Annotated in this window: 18 protein-coding genes and 2 tRNA genes; 14 read left to right on the plus strand and 6 right to left on the minus strand. The window is 43.4% G+C overall.

What is annotated here, in order from left to right; genetic code table 11:
• Nucleotides 1-68: 68 nt before the first annotated feature.
• Nucleotides 69-722, plus strand: a complete 654-nt coding sequence (locus tag H6F42_RS05860) for a hypothetical protein (protein ID WP_190398425.1) — start codon at nt 69-71, stop codon at nt 720-722.
• A gap of 199 nt (nt 723-921) precedes the next feature.
• Here the strand turns inward: H6F42_RS05860 and mutS are convergent, their stop codons facing one another.
• A complete protein-coding gene (gene mutS / locus H6F42_RS05865) occupies nt 922-3,627 on the minus strand; it encodes a DNA mismatch repair protein MutS (RefSeq protein WP_190398426.1) in 2,706 nt (901 codons plus the stop codon).
• Between the two features lie 372 nt (nt 3,628-3,999).
• Here mutS and argC point away from each other — a divergent pair, with 372 nt between their 5' ends.
• The 4 genes from argC to H6F42_RS05885 all read left to right on the plus strand — a co-directional run bounded on the left by argC (nt 4,000) and on the right by H6F42_RS05885 (nt 8,921).
• On the plus strand, nt 4,000-5,058 hold the full coding sequence (argC, locus tag H6F42_RS05870) for an N-acetyl-gamma-glutamyl-phosphate reductase (protein ID WP_190398427.1): 1,059 nt from the start codon (nt 4,000-4,002) through the stop codon (nt 5,056-5,058).
• Nucleotides 5,059-5,220: 162 nt separating this feature from the next.
• Nucleotides 5,221-6,444: a DUF790 family protein gene (locus H6F42_RS05875; RefSeq protein WP_190398428.1), complete on the plus strand. Its 1,224-nt coding sequence runs from the start codon at nt 5,221-5,223 to the stop codon at nt 6,442-6,444.
• Between the two features lie 115 nt (nt 6,445-6,559).
• Entirely contained in the window at nt 6,560-7,135 is a 576-nt protein-coding gene (locus H6F42_RS05880) for a hypothetical protein (RefSeq protein ID WP_190398429.1), read from the plus strand.
• Between the two features lie 238 nt (nt 7,136-7,373).
• A complete protein-coding gene (locus H6F42_RS05885) occupies nt 7,374-8,921 on the plus strand; it encodes an NAD(P)H-quinone oxidoreductase subunit N (RefSeq protein ID WP_190398430.1) in 1,548 nt (515 codons plus the stop codon).
• 48 nt (nt 8,922-8,969) lie between these two features.
• On the opposite strand, the gene H6F42_RS05890 is transcribed toward H6F42_RS05885, so the two are convergent.
• On the minus strand, nt 8,970-9,629 hold the full coding sequence (locus H6F42_RS05890) for a hypothetical protein (protein ID WP_190398431.1): 660 nt from the start codon (nt 9,627-9,629) through the stop codon (nt 8,970-8,972).
• Nucleotides 9,622-10,734: a hypothetical protein gene (locus H6F42_RS05895; protein WP_190398432.1), complete on the minus strand. Its 1,113-nt coding sequence runs from the start codon at nt 10,732-10,734 to the stop codon at nt 9,622-9,624. The genes H6F42_RS05890 and H6F42_RS05895 overlap by 8 nt, the downstream gene beginning before the upstream one ends.
• A gap of 197 nt (nt 10,735-10,931) precedes the next feature.
• Here H6F42_RS05895 and H6F42_RS05900 point away from each other — a divergent pair, with 197 nt between their 5' ends.
• From H6F42_RS05900 to dapB, 6 genes are all read left to right on the plus strand, one after another.
• Nucleotides 10,932-11,267, plus strand: coding sequence for a DUF433 domain-containing protein (locus H6F42_RS05900; protein ID WP_190398433.1), 336 nt, complete (start codon nt 10,932-10,934; stop codon nt 11,265-11,267).
• Complete coding sequence (locus H6F42_RS05905; protein WP_190398434.1) at nt 11,264-11,623, plus strand: DUF5615 family PIN-like protein; 360 nt, start codon at nt 11,264-11,266, stop codon at nt 11,621-11,623. Before H6F42_RS05900 ends, H6F42_RS05905 begins: the two co-directional genes overlap by 4 nt.
• 358 nt (nt 11,624-11,981) lie before the next feature.
• The gene (locus H6F42_RS05910) at nt 11,982-14,492 is read left to right on the plus strand and encodes a U32 family peptidase (protein ID WP_190398435.1); all 2,511 of its coding nucleotides are present in this window, start codon (nt 11,982-11,984) and stop codon (nt 14,490-14,492) included.
• A gap of 266 nt (nt 14,493-14,758) precedes the next feature.
• Nucleotides 14,759-15,130: a cupin domain-containing protein gene (locus H6F42_RS05915; protein WP_190398436.1), complete on the plus strand. Its 372-nt coding sequence runs from the start codon at nt 14,759-14,761 to the stop codon at nt 15,128-15,130.
• 81 nt (nt 15,131-15,211) lie between these two features.
• Nucleotides 15,212-15,610: a hypothetical protein gene (locus tag H6F42_RS05920; protein WP_190398437.1), complete on the plus strand. Its 399-nt coding sequence runs from the start codon at nt 15,212-15,214 to the stop codon at nt 15,608-15,610.
• A 46-nt stretch (nt 15,611-15,656) separates the two neighbouring features.
• Nucleotides 15,657-16,478, plus strand: coding sequence for a 4-hydroxy-tetrahydrodipicolinate reductase (gene dapB, locus H6F42_RS05925; protein ID WP_190398438.1), 822 nt, complete (start codon nt 15,657-15,659; stop codon nt 16,476-16,478).
• A gap of 37 nt (nt 16,479-16,515) precedes the next feature.
• On the opposite strand, the gene H6F42_RS05930 is transcribed toward dapB, so the two are convergent.
• The 3 genes from H6F42_RS05930 to H6F42_RS05940 all read right to left on the minus strand — a co-directional run bounded on the left by H6F42_RS05930 (nt 16,516) and on the right by H6F42_RS05940 (nt 17,288).
• Nucleotides 16,516-16,588, minus strand: a tRNA-Glu gene (locus H6F42_RS05930).
• Between the two features lie 91 nt (nt 16,589-16,679).
• Nucleotides 16,680-16,752 (minus strand) — tRNA-Glu (locus H6F42_RS05935).
• Nucleotides 16,753-16,856: 104 nt separating this feature from the next.
• On the minus strand, nt 16,857-17,288 hold the full coding sequence (locus H6F42_RS05940; protein WP_190398439.1) for an NUDIX hydrolase: 432 nt from the start codon (nt 17,286-17,288) through the stop codon (nt 16,857-16,859).
• A gap of 297 nt (nt 17,289-17,585) precedes the next feature.
• On the opposite strand from H6F42_RS05940, the gene H6F42_RS05945 reads away from it, so the two are divergent.
• The 3 genes from H6F42_RS05945 to murQ all read left to right on the plus strand — a co-directional run bounded on the left by H6F42_RS05945 (nt 17,586) and on the right by murQ (nt 19,627).
• Nucleotides 17,586-18,374 (plus strand): response regulator transcription factor, encoded by a 789-nt coding sequence (locus tag H6F42_RS05945; RefSeq protein ID WP_190398476.1) that lies wholly within the window; start codon nt 17,586-17,588, stop codon nt 18,372-18,374.
• A gap of 168 nt (nt 18,375-18,542) precedes the next feature.
• Nucleotides 18,543-18,728, plus strand: a complete 186-nt coding sequence (locus H6F42_RS05950) for a PCP reductase family protein (RefSeq protein ID WP_190398440.1) — start codon at nt 18,543-18,545, stop codon at nt 18,726-18,728.
• Entirely contained in the window at nt 18,725-19,627 is a 903-nt protein-coding gene (gene murQ / locus H6F42_RS05955) for an N-acetylmuramic acid 6-phosphate etherase (RefSeq protein ID WP_190398441.1), read from the plus strand. Before H6F42_RS05950 ends, murQ begins: the two co-directional genes overlap by 4 nt.
• Nucleotides 19,628-19,703: the final 76 nt, after the last annotated feature.

Consider the following 19,703-nt stretch of genomic DNA (forward strand, 5'->3'; position numbering starts at 1 on the left):
AAACTTTGAAGCTGGCAAAGCCAGCTTCTTCAAACCTTTACTAACCCAATTAAAACTCAATTAATACTATGTCTACTAAAAAGAAAGTTGGAATTTCCGATTTACTGCGCGATGAAGCCCAAAAAGGATCGGATTCCGCGATCGCTCCCGAAAATACTGATAAAACCATTGAAGTAAAAGCAGAAATTGTCACTGATACTGTTAGCAAAGCGCCCAGTCAATCTGTCACTAGTCAAGCTCTTATGAGTGCTGAAGATAGAAACTCTAAAGCTAAAATTGCTTCCCTAGAATTAGCTTTGACCCAATCTCAACAGAAAGAAACTGAACTTTTGCAGACAATTACCGATTTGCAGAAGGACTTGAAATTCAGTCAAACTAATATGGAACTTTTGCAAAAATCTTTAGCGGCGATCGAAAGTCTCAAAAGTGAATTAGATCAGCAACTAGTAGAAGTGAAGCGTGATAATTTGCGCCTTGCGGAAGCTAATATTCAACTCTCAGAACAACTTAAGTCCCTAGAGACAGTCCAAGCGCCCGAAGTCGTCGCACCAACTTCCTCACAGTTGGTATCCCAAAATCCTCAAAACAATCGCGCTACCCCTCGCAAGCAACCCGTAGAACAGCCCTATCCTCAGCGCGATCGCAATCCCTACCATCGCCCCACAGGTTCTAATGAACAGTTACAAAAGATAAACAATAAAAATATTGGATGGATGGATTAATCCTGAAGGCGATCGCCTTGAGTTCTATTTTGTACCTTTATACCAATTCACGAAAACATGCCAATACTTTTGTAAATTAAAACCCAAACCCCGTAAGGGTTTTAAAAACCAGCTAAGTTTTGCAAAAGCTTGCGAAGTAAGCTCTTGCAAAACTTAGCTGTACTACCCAAAGCCGAAATAGTTTGATTCCAATCTATTCCTATTCGTTGGGGGAGAGGGGCGGATCGAAAATAGTCATTTGAGCTTTTTGAAGTAAATCTTTGGATGATTTAAGAGGAGAATTATCAGAGCGATCGCCTAGGTTACTAGACTTACTGGACTTATTGTGAGAACCGCCCGATCTCAAGCCTGTGGCAATATGGCTATTTTTGGCAATTTGTTCTAATACTTGCTTGGCGCGACTAATTACACTGGGCGGCAAACCTGCCAAGCGTCCCACCTCGATGCCATAGGAACGATCCGCACCACCCTCTTGAACTTGGTGCAAGAAAATTATTTCATCTTCTAATTCCTTAACCGTGACTTGGAAATTAGCCACATTAGGAAGCAGACTCGCCAGTTCATTCAGTTCATGATAATGGGTGGCGAATATGCCCCTAGCCTTGATGTTATTGGCTATATATTCCGCAACTGACCATGCGATCGCCATGCCATCAAAGGTGGAAGTTCCGCGCCCAATTTCATCAAGAAGTACGAGGGAATTCTCTTTAGCATGGTTGAGAATATTCGCGGTTTCATTCATTTCCACCATAAAAGTCGATTGCCCTGTGGCTAAGTCATCGACCGCACCAACGCGGGTAAAAATGCGATCACATATGCCCAAAGTTGCCGACTCCGCAGGGACAAAGCTACCAACTTGTGCCATTAATTGAATTAGTCCTACTTGGCGCAAATAGATGCTTTTGCCACTCATATTGGGGCCAGTTAGCACGATCAGATCGGGGCAAGCAGGAGACTGTTGATCATTACCGAGATAGGTGGAATTGGGAACAAAAAAGCCTGCGGGTAAGGACTGCTCAACAACAGGATGACGACCATTATGAATAGAAATGGCGCGATCGCTCTTTACTTCAGGACGGCAATAGTTATAGGTGACGGCAACTTCGGCGAGGCTACATAGCACATCGGCGGCGGCGAGAGCTGTAGCCAGAGTTCGCATTGGTTCGATATGTTTGGCGGCAAGTAATCTCAATTCCACAAACAGGTCATATTCCAATTGCTTTAATTCACTATCCGCATTGAGAATCCTTGTTTCCCGTTCTTTCAATTCAGGCGTAATATAGCGCTCTTCATTAGTCAGAGTTTGCTTGCGGATATAGTCGGCGGGAGCCTGTTCACTTTTACCGCGAGAAATGCTGATGTAATAGCCAAAAGCTTTGCTGAAGCCAACTTTGAGCGTATTAATGCCCGTGCGTTCCTTTTCCTGTTTCTCAAAGGCTGCCAACCATTCCACATCATCACGACTCTGTTGACGCAGATGATCTAATTGTTCATTTACTCCCGACCGAATAATATTTCCTTCTGTGATATAAATTGGCGGCTCTTCCACTAAAGTTTTTTGCAACTGTGCGCCCAATTGGAGCAGTTCCGATGGCACGGATTGTAGAGCCTTTAAATAGCGGGAGTTGGACTTTGCCACAACATCGGCAACATCACGCATTCGATCTAAGGATATCGCTACAGCAATGAGATCTCGTCCATTCGCCGTACCTGCACCAATGCGGCTGCATAGTCTCTCAATATCATAAATTTGACTTAAACAACTTCTAAGATTCTTGCGGAGAGAATGTTGTTTATATAGTTCGGAAATCGTATCAAGACGTTCGTTAATGGTGGCAAGATCCTTGAGAGGTTGCAATAGCCAACGCCGCAAAGCACGGCTACCCATGCCCGTTGTCGTTTTATCCAAAGCCCAAAGTAGAGAACTAAAATATGTCCCATCACGCACGGTTTGAGTAATTTCTAAATTGCGGCGCGTTTGATTATCAAGAATTAAATAATCAGCGATTGCATAGGTGCAAATCCCCTGCAATGGCATCTTCACGCTTTTTTGAGTGGATTCTAAATATTCTAAAATCCCCCCTGCGGCTCTAATCGCTAAGGGTAAAGACTGACAGCCAAATCCCTCCAGCGATCGCACTCGGAATGTATCGATAATCCGCTGTTTGGCTTCAGCTAAGGCAAAGGCAGATTGCGATCGCGGCGTATAGCAAAAGCTTTCAGGCAGAGCGCTAAAGGGTTCGGGCAAAGATGATTGTTTTTTCTGGGCGATCCCTTCCCAAAAGTCTCCTGCTTTTTCGGCTTTAGAGCCGCGAAATAATTGCGGATTTGGCACATCAATGGGAATGAGAACTTCCGCAGGTTGTAAGCGCAATAGTTCTTGAATTAAATGCTCAGTACTATTTAGCTGCGTAACCGCAAATTCGCCTGTGGATATATCAGTATAGGCTAAACCCCAGTTATCACCCCCATTGGCGATCGCTACTAAAAAATTATTTTTCTTCGCCGCCAGCATTCCCTCTTCGATCACGGTTCCGGGGGTAATTACTCGCGTTACTTCTCGACGCACTAATCCCTGTGCTTCTGAAGCTGCTTCCATTTGATCACAAACAGCGATCGAGTAGCCTTTTTCAACTAACTGATTGGCATAGCGATCGAGGGCATGGTGGGGAATCCCTGCCATCGCAATCCGCCCGATCGCCTTACCACCATCGCGCCCCGTGAGGACTAATTCTAATTCCCGTGAAATTAGTGCTGCATCCTCAAAAAAAGCCTCGAAGAAATCCCCTAATCGATACAGCATCACCGCATGGGGATACTGCTCCTTCATTTCGATATAGTGCTGCATCATCGGTGTAAGGGCAGCGCGATTAATATGAGCCGAGGACAGAACTAATTCAGCCATTAAATTTCAGACAGGAAAGAACATAGGACAAAGATTAGGACTGAAAACTAAAGTAAAAATTTTTACTTTAGTTTTCAGTCCTGCTGTAAATCTCATTGTAAACGCCTGAGCATTTTTATTTACAGCGCTTTGTCCTCAAAACTAAACCCAGAAATATTTTGAAAGTATTGCGAAGCAATACTTTCAAAATATTTCTGGGACTTACGCGCAGCAAAGTTGCGCTAACAAAAATTGCTTCTGTGAAGCCATTAATGCATCAAATGTTTCCGACTTGAGGAAATTTTACATTTATATTTCTCTAAAGACTTGCCTTGTGCTAAGTTGTTAGCCCAAAAGCAGAAAGCATTTTCATTATTTTGATGGAGTAGATTTATGAGCGCACAGAATCGTATCCCCGTAGGCATTATTGGCGCATCAGGTTACGGCGGTATCCAATTGGTTAGGTTGCTACTAGAGCATCCCTTGGTAAATATTACCTATATGGGCGGTAGTGGTTCTGTGGGACAAAATTTTGCTGATCTCTATCCCCATATCTCCCATGCTGTCAATTTATCCATCGAAAACGCTGAACCTGAAGAGGTAGCCGATCGCTGCAAAGTCGTATTTTTATCATTGCCTAATGGCTTAGCTAGCAAAATTGCGCCCCGTCTACTGGCGAAGGGCTGTAAAGTTTTGGACTTATCCGCAGATTATCGCTTCACCGATCTGCAAGTCTATGAGTCTTGGTACAAAGAAGCGCGTACCGATGCTGAAGTTAATGCCAAAGCGGTTTATGGCTTACCTGAAATTTATCGCGATCGCATTGCCACTGCGGATCTCGTTGGTTGTGCAGGATGCTATCCCACAGCAAGTTTATTAGCTTTACAGCCTTTGCTAAAGCAAGGCTTGGTCGATCCTAGTACGATTATCATTGATGCCAAATCGGGAACTTCGGGCGGCGGTCGTCAGCCAAAAACGAATTTGTTGCTAGCGGAAGCGGACGGCTCGCTCGGAGCCTACGGTATTGCTAATCATCGCCATACACCCGAAATTGAGCAGATTTGTAGCGATATGGCTGGTCAAGAGGTATTAGTCCAATTTACGCCCCACTTAATTCCGATGATTCGCGGTATTCTCTCAACGGTCTATGCGAAATTGCGTGACCCCGGGCTGGTTAAAGATGATGTGCTGACTATTTATAAGTCCTTTTATCGCAATTCTGAATGGGTGCAAGTATTGCCTAAAAATACTTTCCCCCAAACCAAATGGGCCTTAGGGACAAATCTTTGTTATCTCGGTGTGGAAGTCGATGAGCGCACAGGGCGAGTGATCGTCGTTTCGGCGATCGATAATCTGATGAAAGGTCAAGCCGCCCAAGCTTTGCAATGCATGAATATCATGATGGGTTGGGAAGAGTCCCTAGCTTTGCCTAAGCTAACGTTCTATCCATAAAAGAACAAAGCGATCGCCATAGATGCTGCATAATAAAGCGCTTTGCCCTCAAACCCAAATCCAGATATTTTTTGAAAGTGTTGCTTTGTAACACTTTCAAAAAATATCTTATGGTTCGTTTGGTCGTTAATCGCTGTAACTAATCTATAAGCCTTTTCTTTTATGCTGCCTAGCGAACTTCTGATGCATCGACTGAATGGCGAAACCGTCATTCCCAAAAGATTGAAATTGGATGATCAACATCAGGCGATCGCTAGGGTATTAATTGCCATTTTTGAAAGTTGCAAAGGTAAGCCTCAAAGTGAACTTGATCGCCAATTGCAAGAACTAGAAGGTGATACGCCTGATTATCGCGTAAAGCGGGGATTAGCGCATATTCTCAAATCTAGCTTTAGCACCTTTGAAATTATTAGTCCATTAGAACCGCAGGAATTGCGCCGCCGCGTCTTTGAACTGTCGGCTCAAGTTATTCCCAGTCAACAAGCTACTGGCGAAACGTTAGAGAAACTTGCGGATAAACTTACTCAAGAACTCAATCGCGAAGTACTTCCTTCTCAAATTACTCAAGGGCTGTATGCAGATCTGATGGAGAATCGGATTCTGACGCAATTTGATACACCAACTACTGAAGACTTAATCCATCGCTATAACCTCTCGCAGGTACAAGGGATTTTTTATCGCGCTAGTCACATGACTCTCAATGTGCATCGCAATGACCCGGGGGAATATAAACTTCTCTTTCGCTATCTCAAGCTTTTTCAATTAATGTCCTATATCGAGGGCGATGTTGATTATGGCTTTACGATTACCGTGGATGGCGCGACTAGTTTATTTGGCACAAGTACACGCTATGGACTAGCGATCGCCAAACTTCTCCCTGCTTTACTCCATGTTACTAAATGGAGCCTAAATGCCACCCTTGTCGAAAAAGATGCGTATTCAAAACAAAAGCGTACAGGTCTATTTACCCTCAATTCAGACTGTGGCTTAGTCAGCCATTATCCTGCGGGTAAAATGTATGACAGTGCGCTTGAAGCCTCCTTTGCAGAAAAATGGGCAGATTTAAAAACGGAATGGAAATTAGAAAGAGAAGTAGATTTAATTCCTATTCCCGGAAGCGTGATGATTCCTGATTTTCGGTTAGTGCATCCTGACGGGCGGAGTTACTTATTAGAGATCGTTGGGTATTGGCGACCTGAATATTTACGCAAGAAGTTTTCGCAGGTAAGGCTGGCTAATTGTGAAAATTTAATTTTGGCAATTTCCGAGCGTCTAAATCTCGAAAAAGCAGGTGTAAAGGTGAGCGATACACCTGCTCTCACAGTTTGGTTCAAAGACAAGCTTTTACCAAAGTCAGTTTTGCAAGTAATTCCATCAGAAACCTAGCATAAATCAAAGAAAACAATTTTTTGCTAGGTTTTGCCTATTTATAGCCATAAATGACAGGTGACAAAACTCTTTGAATAATGTACATTTATCAAAGAGTTTTTTGGTTTTGACTATGACTCATGTTTCTGATGCTTCCGATCCCATTTTGTTGCTGTCAGCATCTAAGGCTCGTTCGTTTGGTATTGCCACCCATAGCGAAGGCGATCGCCAAAGTTATTCCGAATTTTTTACAGTTTGGTTGATGCTCTGCTCAAGGCTTGATGCTCTGAGCCACGATTGGAATGTTAGTTTTTCTGATCCTGTGGCGGTGTCGGACTACATCACGATGCGTTGTTCGCTCACAATTGATCGGGTTACCCGTGAGGCAACGGGCAGTGATAAAGGCTGTTTGATTCAAGTGGGTGAGGCAACCATAGGAGTCCATGCCCCCGAAAGAGCAATGCTTAACGCATTTTGCAATGCTGCTGCTCAGTTTGGGGTGCTTCTGCCCTTTGCAAGGCTACGCACCAAGAAACCTCCAGACAACCGCGAAGATTTGATGGAAGTGGTCAAGATCCTGCGTCAGATGCAGCGCAAGCACAAAAGCTTTATGGTGTTTGGTTGGAATTTACAGCCCTTTGCAAATAATTTGGCAAATACCTCAGCGAATGGCTCTACAAAGACTCAACGCGATCATCGCAAAGTATAAAAAGAACCACAAGAAAAATTGAAAAGCGTTGCGAAGCAACGCTTTTCAATTTTTCTTGGTTCGAGGTTGAACACAAAGCGCTGTAAATACCAGCAGCCATACATAGCATTTGTAATTATAGGTAGCTAAATTTTTATTGAAATCATTGTAAATTGCTATACAAAAGTAGAGAGCGGTACAGAGTGTCGCTCTCTACTTTTGCTATACAATTGCCTTAGCAACAACACATGAATTAAGTATGGATACAGCAAGTCTCAATGCTCTACTCAATAGTGGCGCGATTTTGCCAGAACTAATTGTCATTGGGACATTGGTACTTGTGCTAGTCGTCGATCTAATTGCATCGGGGCGCAAGTCGGCAAATGTTCTCCCCTATATTGCGATCGCTGGTTTAGTCGCAGTCACCGCTGCCCTTGTGTGGCAATGGACAAGCTTAGAAAATCCGATCGCCTTCTTGGGCAGTTTTAATAGCGACAAACTCAGCATTATTTTTCGTGGCATTATTGCCCTATCGGCTCTATTTACGATCCTCGTTTCAGTACGTTATCTAGAGCAGTCAGGCGTAGTAGTGGGCGAGTATCTCGTAATTTTGCTCAGTGCTACCCTCGGCGGGATGTTCCTCACTGGCTCCGACGAAATGGTGATGGTATTTGTCTCCCTTGAAACCCTGAGTATTTCGTCTTACTTGCTATCGGGTTACACCAAACGCGATCCACGCTCCAATGAAGCAGCGCTGAAATATTTGTTAGTCGGTGCGGCAAGCTCAGCAATTTTCCTTTATGGCATGTCCTTGCTCTACGGACTCTCAGGCGGCGAAACTTCTCTGTCCGCGATCGCCTCAAAGATCACCGTTAGCAACACAGCCCTCATCATCTCGATGGTATTTGTGATTGCAGGGGTTTCCTTTAAGCTCTCCGCAGTACCTTTTCACCAATGGACACCTGACGTTTACGAAGGTTCGCCTACGCCTGTAGTTGCCTTTTTGTCGATTGGCTCTAAGGTAGCTGGCTTCGGACTAGCGCTCAGATTTTTGATTACCGCGTTTCCTCTGGCTTCGCTGCAATGGCATTACGTGTTTGTCGTATTGACCATTTTGAGTATGGTCTTGGGTAATGTGGTCGCGATCGCTCAAACCAGCATGAAGCGGATGTTGGCTTACTCCTCCATCGGTCAAGCAGGATTTGTAATGCTCGGCATGGCGATCGACTCCGAAGCAGGTTACGCCAGCATGATCTTTTACTTGATCCTGTATCTATTCATGAACATGGGTGCATTTGCCTGTGTGATCCTGTTTGCATCCCGCACAGGAACCGATCAAATCAGTGAATACAGTGGCTTGTACCAAAAAGATCCTTTGCTCACCCTCGCCTTGAGTGTATGCCTCCTCTCGCTTGGTGGTATTCCTCCCCTCGCAGGTTTCTTTGGTAAGCTCTACATTTTCTGGGCAGGTTGGCAAGCTCAAGCTTACGGCTTGGTCTTATTAGCGCTAGTCATGAGCGTAGTTTCTCTCTATTACTACATCCGCGTCGTCAAGATGATGGTAGTTAAGGAGCCTCAAGAAATGTCTGCTTCGATCAAGAACTATCCAGCGATCGCATGGACTCAAGTAGGTATGAAGCCTCTCCAAGCAGCGATCGTCTTTACGCTAATCTTCACAGCGATCGCTGGTATTGCATCTAACCCTCTCTTCTCTCTATCCAATCAAGCTGTAAAAGAAACCCAGTTTCTTCAAGCTAAAGCTCCAAATGCAAAATCAGTAGCAGTGTTAACAACAACTGCACCGTAAATGGCACTATATAAAAAGTAAGGGGAGTATTTCGCTCCCCTTACTTTTTTACGAAGATTGCAAAATAACTTTGATTTCAAACAAGGTTGAAATAACTGTCGAAACTTTACCAACAAGATCCATATACTCCTCCCTATTAACTTCGCGCTCTTCACCGTCTAAGGATGCATGAGCAGCTTTGTTTCGTATTTCTCCAAGTTCCTCTACCTGAGAAGACTCCCTCCCAAGTTTTGCCCTAATAGTATTCTTGTCCTTAATTTCTAATTTTCCAATTTGTTCATTACAAGCTTTGTAGAGTTGTCGGTTAGGTAAAGGTCTTTCACGAGACTGCTTTTGAGTGGTATTTTGCTTTGGTATAACTAAAATATCTACTGCATCTGCTAAACCTTTTATGCAGTTCAAAAGCCTCTTGATGCCATTATCCAAATGACCTTGAGCAATTATTACTTGTGCTACCTTGATCTCGTCTCCTATGTGGTCAAGCTGACTTAATCCAGAAACAGATACAGATATACCGAGCAGTGTAGCAGTGCTATAAATACTAGCCTCAACTGCTCGACCAAGACGTAAAGCGGACTCAGTATAAAATCCATGTTCTAAAAGAGCTTGCGATTTCTGTAGCTCACGATAAACTGCTATATCTAATTTTTCAGCTTGACTTAGAATACCTTGCAAAGCTTTTATCTCTTCTGGTAAGTTCTCAGGCATAAACTTTTGCAATTCGCTCGTAGAAAACTTCTCTTTCTTCCAAAATAAACTCCATAAAGAGAGGTCGTTTTTTGGCAAAATCCCAAGGTAAAACTGTCCAGCCCGCAGATTCCAACACATTTATAAAATAAGTTGACGACTTATTATCTTCACTTTTTTCTAACAGCATAACCAGATCATCAACTTTATTCTCCGACAAAGCTCTAATCATCCACGCATCTGAAATTAGCTGTCTAGCCCGATTATTTTTGTATTGGAAATCGAATGCAAAAAGAACTTGAATAGCTACAACTCTGCCATAAGGAGACCTCCAAATAATTGGTTTAGGTAAAGGCAACTTATATTGTGACCAATGTTCAGAAATTTTATATTCTTCGAGTTCACCACCAAATTTCCTTATTTCATTTTTAATTACCTCTTTAAAACCTTGTTTAAATTTTGGTAACAATCTGAGAGTTTGAACGTTATTGATTTTGATATCAGGGTTACGCCCCAATTTCCGTTCTCTATCAATAGATAAACAATCTTCTGATAATTTTCTCAATTGTTCTGCAATATTGTCATTAGGAAAAGGCTCATCTTGCAAAAAGCTAGAAAGATTGAGTGAATTCTCCCACATGGTTTCCACTTCTTGAGAATCAGTTATGTGAAAATCTATAGACTCACCTCTTTTTAAAATATCTTGAACTAACTCATTAAGCTTGATTGACTCCCTAAACTGATGAAAGCTAGGCAGATTTTCGCCATCAATAACATCGTCAAAGAACAAAAAATTACGCTCGACATCGAATTGAGGTATTTCTCCAATCGGTTCACCTTCTTGACTTGTGACGGCAACGACTGGCATATAGCGCCCATATTGACTAGCAAGATTAATTCGTTGTGCCAATATATCTTTTTGTTTAAATTGCCAAAAGAACTGGCTAAACCATTTAACCTCTATGACCATTAAAAAGGGTTCAATTATGAGGAAATCTACAGGTGAGCTTCCAAGTGCAATTGGCTTTTTATCCTCAATAAACTTAACTCCAGAATCAATGAGCCACTCACGTACTCGGATCTTAAGCTCTTTGCGAATTTCTATTTTCTTTGTTGTGTACTTCATATACCCATATCCTCATTTTGTAATTGAGAGTAGGCGAGGAGTCTAAAGAGACGAAAGATTATGAATTTACTTTTTAGATTTTTTCTGTAGATACTATAGCAGTCTGGAATAGGAGTTTCACCAAAAACTTTAATAATGAATTTTTAAGGCAATCACGACTGAGCTAAGATATTATTCACATAGAAGAGGCAATACCTATGCTTTTAGAAGACTATTTCGATTTTCTAAGCCCAGATGACATCCGCATCAAAGGTCATCGTATTGGCATCCAAGATGTCATCAAATACTACTTAAGCGGCTATAGTCCCGAAGACATTTTAGAAGAATTGCCAAGCTTAAATTTAGAAAAAATCTATGCCGTAATTACCTATTATTGGCGTAATCGCGCTCAAGTTGATGAGTATATGTTCTGCCTAGAGCAGTTACAGGAACAACACTATCAAGAATGGCTAAAGAAAGAACCATCAGAAGTAATCGCAAGATTGCGAGCAAATAGAGAGCAGACAAAAAAGAAATGGTTACTCATCTCATGAAAATACGCTTTTTACTTGACGAAAATCTTCCGCCAAAGTTGAAATCTGCACTATTAAGGCTTAACCCCAAAATAGATATCATGCGAGTCGGTGAAGAAAATATGCCAACTTTAGGAACACTCGATCCTGAAATTCTCATCTATTTAGAAATGTCAAAAAGATTATTGATCACTGATAATCGAAAAAGTATGCCTTCACACTTAGACGATCATTGGTCATCAGGTAGACACACTTGGGGATTATTTTGGTTGCGTCCAAACCTGCCTCTCAGCAAAGCCGCTGAAGAATTAAATCTGATTTGGGAAGTTTCTGAAGCTGAGGAATGGATCGATAAAATAGGTTGGATTCCTTTTTAAAAATTTTATAAGCGAAAAAACTTTTGCTCATTTCATGAAAATACACTGTTTGCTTAGCGATCGCCTCTCGCCAACATTAATAACAAACTTCAATCTATTTATCTCTCAATAAAGCAATAAATCCTTCCTGTTGAAAATGGCGATCGTCTCGTCGTTCAGGACTTGATCAATCCCCTTTTCCTTAACATTAGAAATTCTCAAGTTCAGCTTCAACAACTGTAAATCTTTAATCTATAAACGGTCTTGGTCAGCTAATCGGGGATAGGTGCGGAAACGTCCATTTCGTAACGACAAATAGCATCGCCACTTGCAGACTTGCGTATTAACCTAGAATAGGACAGCACTCCACATTTTTCCTATGACGGTCAATCCTACGATATCCTTAGAGACTGAGCCTACAAGTCCTACGATCAAAGCCCCAGAGCTACTTGCCCCTGCGGGAACTTGGGATTGTGCAAAAGCCGCAGTGGAAAATGGGGCGGATGCCATTTATTTTGGCTTGGAAAAGTTTAATGCGCGGATGCGGGCGCACAACTTTACGGAAGCGGATTTGCCTGAGTTGATGGCATTTCTGCATCGTCGCGGCGTGAAAGGTTATGTGACCCTTAACACCTTGATTTTTACATCGGAATTAGGCTCGGTAGAATCCTATTTGCGATCGATTATTGCGGCAGGCGTAGATGCGGCGATCGTGCAGGATGTGGGCTTATGTCGATTAATTCGCCATTTGTCGCCCGATTTCCCGATTCATGGCTCAACCCAGATGACGGTTACTAGTGGCGCAGGTGTGGAGTTTGCCAAGTCCTTGGGATGTGATTTAGTGGTTTTGGCGCGAGAATGCTCGATCGCCGAAATTCGCAAAATCCAAAAACATATCGGCGATCGCCAGATTTCGCTACCCCTAGAAGTGTTTGTGCATGGAGCTTTATGTGTCGCCTACTCGGGACAATGTTTGACCAGTGAATCCTTGGGCGGGCGATCGGCAAATCGTGGGGAATGCGCCCAAGCCTGTCGAATGCCTTACGAAATGATTGTTGATGGTCAGCCGATGGATTTAGGCGATCGCCGTTATCTGCTTAGTCCGCAAGATCTGGCAGGGTTAGCGGTTTTGCCAGAATTGATCGAGGCGGGAGTAGTATCCCTGAAGATTGAGGGACGATTGAAGCATCCTGAATATGTGGCGAGTGTGACGCAGGTATATCGTCAAGCCATTGATCGGGTGGTGGCAGGCTTAGAAAATCAGGTAAGTACAGGCGATCGCTACCAATTAGAAATGGCATTTTCGCGAGGGCTATACACGGGTTGGCTGGATGGTATCGACAATCAAGCCCTTGTCCATGCCCGATTTGGTAAAAAGCGCGGTGTGTATTTGGGCGAAATCACCCAGATCCTTGATGGTCGTGATAAGCAGGTGATGTTGCGCTTGCAAGCACCCCTCAAGGCGGGAGATGGTGTGGTTTTTGATGCGGGTAAACCTGCTGATCGCGAAGAAGGAGGACGCATCTATGCAGTGGAATCGCAAGGCAAAGATACCATCGTCACCTTTGGGCGGCGCGATGTGGATTTGCGGCGGGTGCGCGTAGGCGATCGCCTTTGGAAAACCAATGATCCTGAACTCGATAAACAATTGCGCCAAACCTATACCAGCGAAAAGATTCTCTTTCAGCGTCCCATTGACATCGAAATTCATGGCGAAATTGGACAGGCTCTGACAGCGATCGCCCGCGATGGTCAAGGGAATGTTGCTCAAGTGGATTCTGCAATGTTATTAGAGGAAGCGACCAATAAGCCCTTAACAACGGAACGTTTAACGGAGCAATTGGGAAGATTGGGAAATACGCCCTTCCGTTTGGGAACCCTGCAAAATTATTTGCAAGGCGCAGCGATGCTGCCTGTCAGCGAATTAAATCGCATCCGTCGAGAACTGGTCGAGCAATTAGATAGCCTTCGCAGTAGTCCCAAACGTTGGCAACTGCATTCTCATTCCTATACTGATCTATTACCTAAGCCTGAATCGGCTACTGAGCTTGCGCCCCAAACCATTGTCTTGGTGCGAAATTTAGAACAATTAAAAGCAGTTCTAACTACCGATATTGCGACCATCTATTGTGAATTTGAAGACCCGACATCCTATCGGGTTGCGGTGGAAATGACCAGACAAGCTGCCCATGCGCCGAGCATTTGGGTTGCACCACCACGCATTACCAAGCCCAATGAGAACTATATTCTTCAGCAAGTGCGCTCTAGCAATGCTGATGGTTATCTAATTCGCAATTACGACCATTTACAGTTTTTTGCAGAAGAAAGAATTATTGCCGACTTCTCATTTAATATCGCGAATCCTTTAACCGCTAACTATTTCAAGAAATCTTTCCCCCTAGAACGCCTCACCGCTTCCTACGATCTCAGCATCCATCAATTGGAATCCTTGCTCAAAAAATGTCCTCCCCAATGGTTTGAAATCACCATCCATCAACATATGCCCATGTTCCACATGGAGCATTGTGTATTCTGTGCTTTTCTCTCTGAGGGAACTGATTACACTAATTGCGGTCGTCCCTGCGACAAGCATGAGGTGAAATTGCGCGATCGCACAGGAGCAGAACACGTCCTATTAGCGGACGCGGGCTGTCGCAATACGGTATTTAATGGCACAGCTCAAACAGGTGCAGAATTCGTACAACGCTTTCTAGAAATAGGTGTGCGACATTTTCGTCTAGAGTTTGTCAATGAGTCGCCTTTGCAAGTATTGGAAACGATTAGCCGTTATCAACAACTTTTAGCTGGCAAAATTTCTGGCTCTAAGCTTTGGAAGGAGTTAAAGTTACAAAATCAACTCGGTGTAACCAGAGGTTCCTTGGAAGAGTAGTCACAATTTAGGAATATTGCAGTAGACCTCTTGCAAAGCTGAAATTATAGCTGTGGTCAATTGCATTAGGACAAATCAAAACCCAAGAAGCGAGTTGCGGCGCGAAGCGCCGCAACTCGCTTCTTGGGTTTTGTGGTCTAACAAGAATGACAACATTACTGAAATTTTAGCAAGGTGATTAGTTAGACAAACTGTAAAGATATTTAGCTAGAAAATGAGAGTCGCGAATAGATCGACTAATTTCTTGCTAGGAAAGATAGACACAAATGAGTAATAGCCGAATTTTTGATAGTGCTAAGTTTTTTAAATCAACAAACGGAGAGCCTATTCGCTCAGTTGTTACCGAATCTCCAGATACCGTCGTGGTTGCTTGGTACATTAACCCCAACCAAGAGATTGCGCCCCATCTTCATCCCCATGGACAGGATACTTGGACTATTTTGCAGGGCAAAGGCAAATATTATTTAGACCAACAAGGCACAACTGAAGCGATCGCCGCAGGAGATATCGTGATTGCGCCCAAAGGGTTTGTACATGGAGTATTGAACGATGGCGAAGAACCGTTAGTTTTTATCTCAACTGTTTCACCAGCTACCGCAGGATATCAACCTGTAGTGATCAGTACATCGGTTTCCTAAAATCCAAAGAGACTGATTTGCTCGCTTCCCTAGCAAATCAGCCTCTTTGGATTTTATTGTAATTTTCGGGGCATACAAACTATGAAATGGTTGATGAAATATTTTCAAGAAATCAAACTCAATAAATTGATTTTATGGTGCTATTTAATTTGGTATTTAGTAGTCATTACTTTTTATTTTGACCCTACACCTAAATTATGGATCAATGCTATGGGAATTAGTGGTGTAATTGGTACTGCATTGGTATTAAGCGTTTCTAATAGTCATAGCAAAATAGATTATTGGCAAATATTTCGACTTTATTTAATGCCCTTTTGTGTGTCTAGCTTCTCTTCATTGATTAAAGATCAAGGATTTATTGTAATTATTTCCCCTAAGCCACAGGAAACAATATTAGCAATCTTAAGTTGTGTGATTTTCTTGTTGATTATTGGAGCGATTAAATTAGCCACTAGAGCGATTAATCAAGAAACCAGCTAACTTGTAAGCTAAGCTCGTAAATCATAATGCTTTCCAGTTTTAATCCATGACCAATAATGTACAAATTCCTGTTGTTGTCTCTGGGGCGACAGGCAAAATGGGACGCGAAATTATTAAAGCGATCGCCCAAGCTCCAGATATGTATCTCGTAGGAGCGATCGGTCGCAAACATATCGGTGAAGATATCGGCGAAGTCATCGGTATTGGCGAATTAGAAATACCTGTGACTGACAATCTCGAAGTTGTCCTTGCTCAAGCTTCTCAAGAGCCGCAATTACCAGTAATGATCGATGTCACCCATCCCAGCATCATCTATGACAATATTCGCTCAGCGATCGCCTATGGTGTGCGTCCTGTGGTTGGCACAACAGGCTTAAGCGAACAACAAATTGCCGACCTTGCCATTTTTGCGGACAAGGCAAGCACAGGATGTATTATTGCCCCAAATTTCTCCGTCGGGGTGATTTTAATGCAACAAGCAGCGATCGCTGCCGCCAAATATTTTCAGCATGTCGAGATCATCGAACTGCACCACAATCAAAAGGCTGACGCTCCTAGCGGCACTGCTATTAAAACCGCCCAAATGCTCTCAGAACTGGGTCAATCCTTCAATCCTACTCTTGTCGAGGAAAAAGAACATCTCACAGGCGCAAGAGGTGCAACCTATGGCGAAAATATTCACATTCACAGTGTACGTGTGCCGGGACTAGTTGCCCGTCAGGAAGTGATTTTTGGCGCGATGGGTGAAACTTTAAAAATTGAACATAATGCTAGCGATCGCACCTGCTACATGGCAGGAGTCTTGCTCTGTGTCCGTAAAGTACTTGCCCTCAAGTCGCTAATTTACGGACTAGAAAAATTGCTCTAAACAAAAAGCCTTCGCTATGCGAAGGCTTTTTGTTTAATACCCCCAGGGGAATTCGAATCCCCGTCGCATCCGTGAAAGGGATGTGTCCTAGGCCTCTAGACGATGGGGGCGTATTGTTTGAGTTTTTTTAGCTTATTTAGCTAAGTTTCTTTTTCGACAAAAAAGCCTTTGCAATGCAAAGGCTTTTTTGCTTGTCAAGAATACCCCCAGGGGAATTCGAATCCCCGTCGCATCCGTGAAAGGGATGTGTCCTAGGCCTCTAGACGATGGGGGCGTGTTCTTGACCTTTACTAAGATAACTATTTAGTTGTTAGTTTGTCAACACCTAAAGCAAACTTTATCCATCAGGTAAAAAGACAACCCTTAAGTAGTGTCTTTTTACCTGATGGGAGGACGAATGCCATAGTTACGGTAACGCCAATAGTCTTGCAAAATTTGAGCATGATCAAAGCACAACTGGCTTGGTATCTCCCACGCCGCGAAAATACCCACAGACTTTGCATCATCATCGGCTTTAGGTTCACCCACTGCTTCCGCCATATACACGGTACTAATCGTATGTAATCGTTCATCACGACGAGGATCGGAGTAAATTCCTAATAAATCGATTAATTCAACTTTTAAACCTGTTTCTTCTTGAGCCTCGCGCCTTGCCGCATCTTCTAAACACTCGCCATAGTCCACAAATCCCCCAGCGATCGCCCATCCATGGGGTGGATTGAGACGTTCTATTAACACAATTGGCTGATGGGGGCGATCTCTGAGGGCAATGATGATATCAACGGTAGGAACGGGATTGCGGTAAGCCATGAGATTTCTAAGATTTACTATGAATTATGACAATGCACAAAATTATTTCCAACTATAGCTGTTGCTATTCTTGTTAGGACACAAAACCAGAAGATGAGTTGCGGCGCAAAGCGCCGCAACTCGTTTCTTGGGCTTTAATTTGTCCTAATGCAAGTGACCACAGCTATATAGGAGGAATGGCATTGCTTTTTGCGCCTTAGAGGGTAATTACAGCTACAAAATACTGCTGACTACTAAGTTATGATGCAGACTCATAATCCGAGAGCTATAAGCACTACTCGGCAGGAGAGTATTTCTTTGATTCCGATCAGCATAGAAATTGTAGAAGGTAATCCGAATCTTGCCTCTCTCTTGGGTTGGCACTTACAACAGATTGGCTATTCGGTGTTTCAGGCTGTGAGTTGTCAGCAAGCAAAGCTGGTCTTTCAAAAGCAACAGCCGAGTTTAGTTATTTTAAGTACTGACTTGCCAGATGGGGATGGCGTTGAGCTATGCCGTTGGTTTCATAAGCAAAGAAGTTCTTTGATTTTCGTAATTTCGGCACGTACCAGTGAGCCTGACATCGTGGAGGGTTTAAAAGCGGGTGCGGATGATTATTTGACGAAGCCCTTTGGGATGCAAGAATTTCTGGCTAGGGTAGAGGCTTTGACCCGGCGGTTACGCACCTCTGCACCACCTGCGTGCTTAGACTATGGGGTTCTGAAAATTGACTTGGTACAGCGTCAAGTAAGACTTAAGGGCAGTGCGATCGACCTCACTCCCCAAGAATTTAGCTTGCTCTATGTCCTTGCTCAGTCCGAAGGGTTAGCCCTCAGTCGTGCCGAACTTTTGCAACGCGCCTGGCCAGATGAGATTAATAATCCCCGTACCGTCGATACCCATGTTTTATCGTTGCGAAAAAAATTAGAGGTCGATCCCCAGCAGCCCAATTTAATTCAGACCGTTAGAAATATTGGCTATCGGTTTAACCCCGAAGCGCTATCTCGCCTACCCTTAAGACCGAACTCAGCAAGCGTTCAAAGTTCTACTAGCGATCGCCCACCCCAATTTACTGCACCACCAAGCCGTTCCTTTGCCAAGTATTAAGTCTAGTAAAGACAGGTTGTGCTTTGCGCTGCCTGTCTTTTGGGGAATAGCAATATTGCAACCGAGCTTCGGCTATTAATCGGCTATTAAATAAAATCACAATTTTATCTATATACTTTCCTATCGCCATTAAACTGAGGTTTTAAAAGATTGGAAATGTATAAAACCATGCAAAATGCAGATGAATTTGAAAGTCTCACTTGGACAACTGATGCAAAGGTAAAATATAAAAATATCCCCTACTTTGTGCGTTCAAAGGCTCGTCAACGGATCGAGCAGTTAGCAGTAGCCTCTGGTAGTGATACGATTACGGCTGAAATTGTCGAAAAAGCAAGAGTTGAGTTTGGGCAGTGAGCAATCAAGATCGGGGTTATTTATTAACTGAACAAGCAAATCCCCATAGCCACAATTTAGACCAGTTAAGCGCTTTGGAAATTGCGGAACTCTTCAACCAAGAAGATACCAAAGCCGTAGAAGCGGTAGGCAACGAAAAAGAGGCGATCGCCCAAGCCATTGATCTTATCGCCGCCGCGATCGCTAAGGGTGGCAGATTGTTTTATATTGGCGCAGGCACGAGTGGACGATTGGGCGTACTTGATGCTGCGGAATGTCCCCCCACTTTTTGTAGCGATCCTGAATTAATTCAGGGCATCCTTGCAGGAGGCATGAATGCGATGGTGCGTAGCTCCGAAGCCCTAGAAGATCGCGAAGAAGATGGCGCGGCGATAATTATTGATAAAAATATAAGCGATCGGGATGTTGTATTTGGGATCACCGCAGGAGGTACTACGCCCTATGTTCATGGCGCTTTAAAAGCTGCACGGCAAAGAGGGGCAAAAACAATCTTCTTTTGCTGTGTCCCCCCAGAGCAATTTCCCCTTCAATACGACATAGAGATTCGTCCTTTGGTTGGAGCAGAAATTTTAGCTGGTTCCACTAGGCTCAAAGCAGGGACAGCAACTAAACTAGTCTTAAATACTATTTCTACTGGCGTAATGGTGCAACTAGGCAAAGTTTACGGCAATCGCATGATCGATGTTTCAGTTACTAATAGCAAACTCGAAGATCGCGCCATTCGGATCATTCGCGATCTAACTTCAATTAGCCGTGAAGAAGCCGCCGAGCTTTTAGAGCAATCAGGTCGAAGAGTCAAACTAGCTCTGCTTATGCACTGGAAAAATTTAGATGTCAACACAGCCGAACAAATACTCAAAGATAATGGGGAGAATTTGGCTAGAGTTTCTCTAAATTGAAAATATAGCGGTAGCCCTGCAATTCACAAAATGGCGTGGTCATTTTGTGAATTGCGATATGTTGTGTGAGAAACTT

Origin of the sequence: Pseudanabaena sp. FACHB-1998, assembly GCF_014696355.1 — a bacterium.
Classification (GTDB): domain Bacteria; phylum Cyanobacteriota; class Cyanobacteriia; order Pseudanabaenales; family Pseudanabaenaceae; genus Pseudanabaena.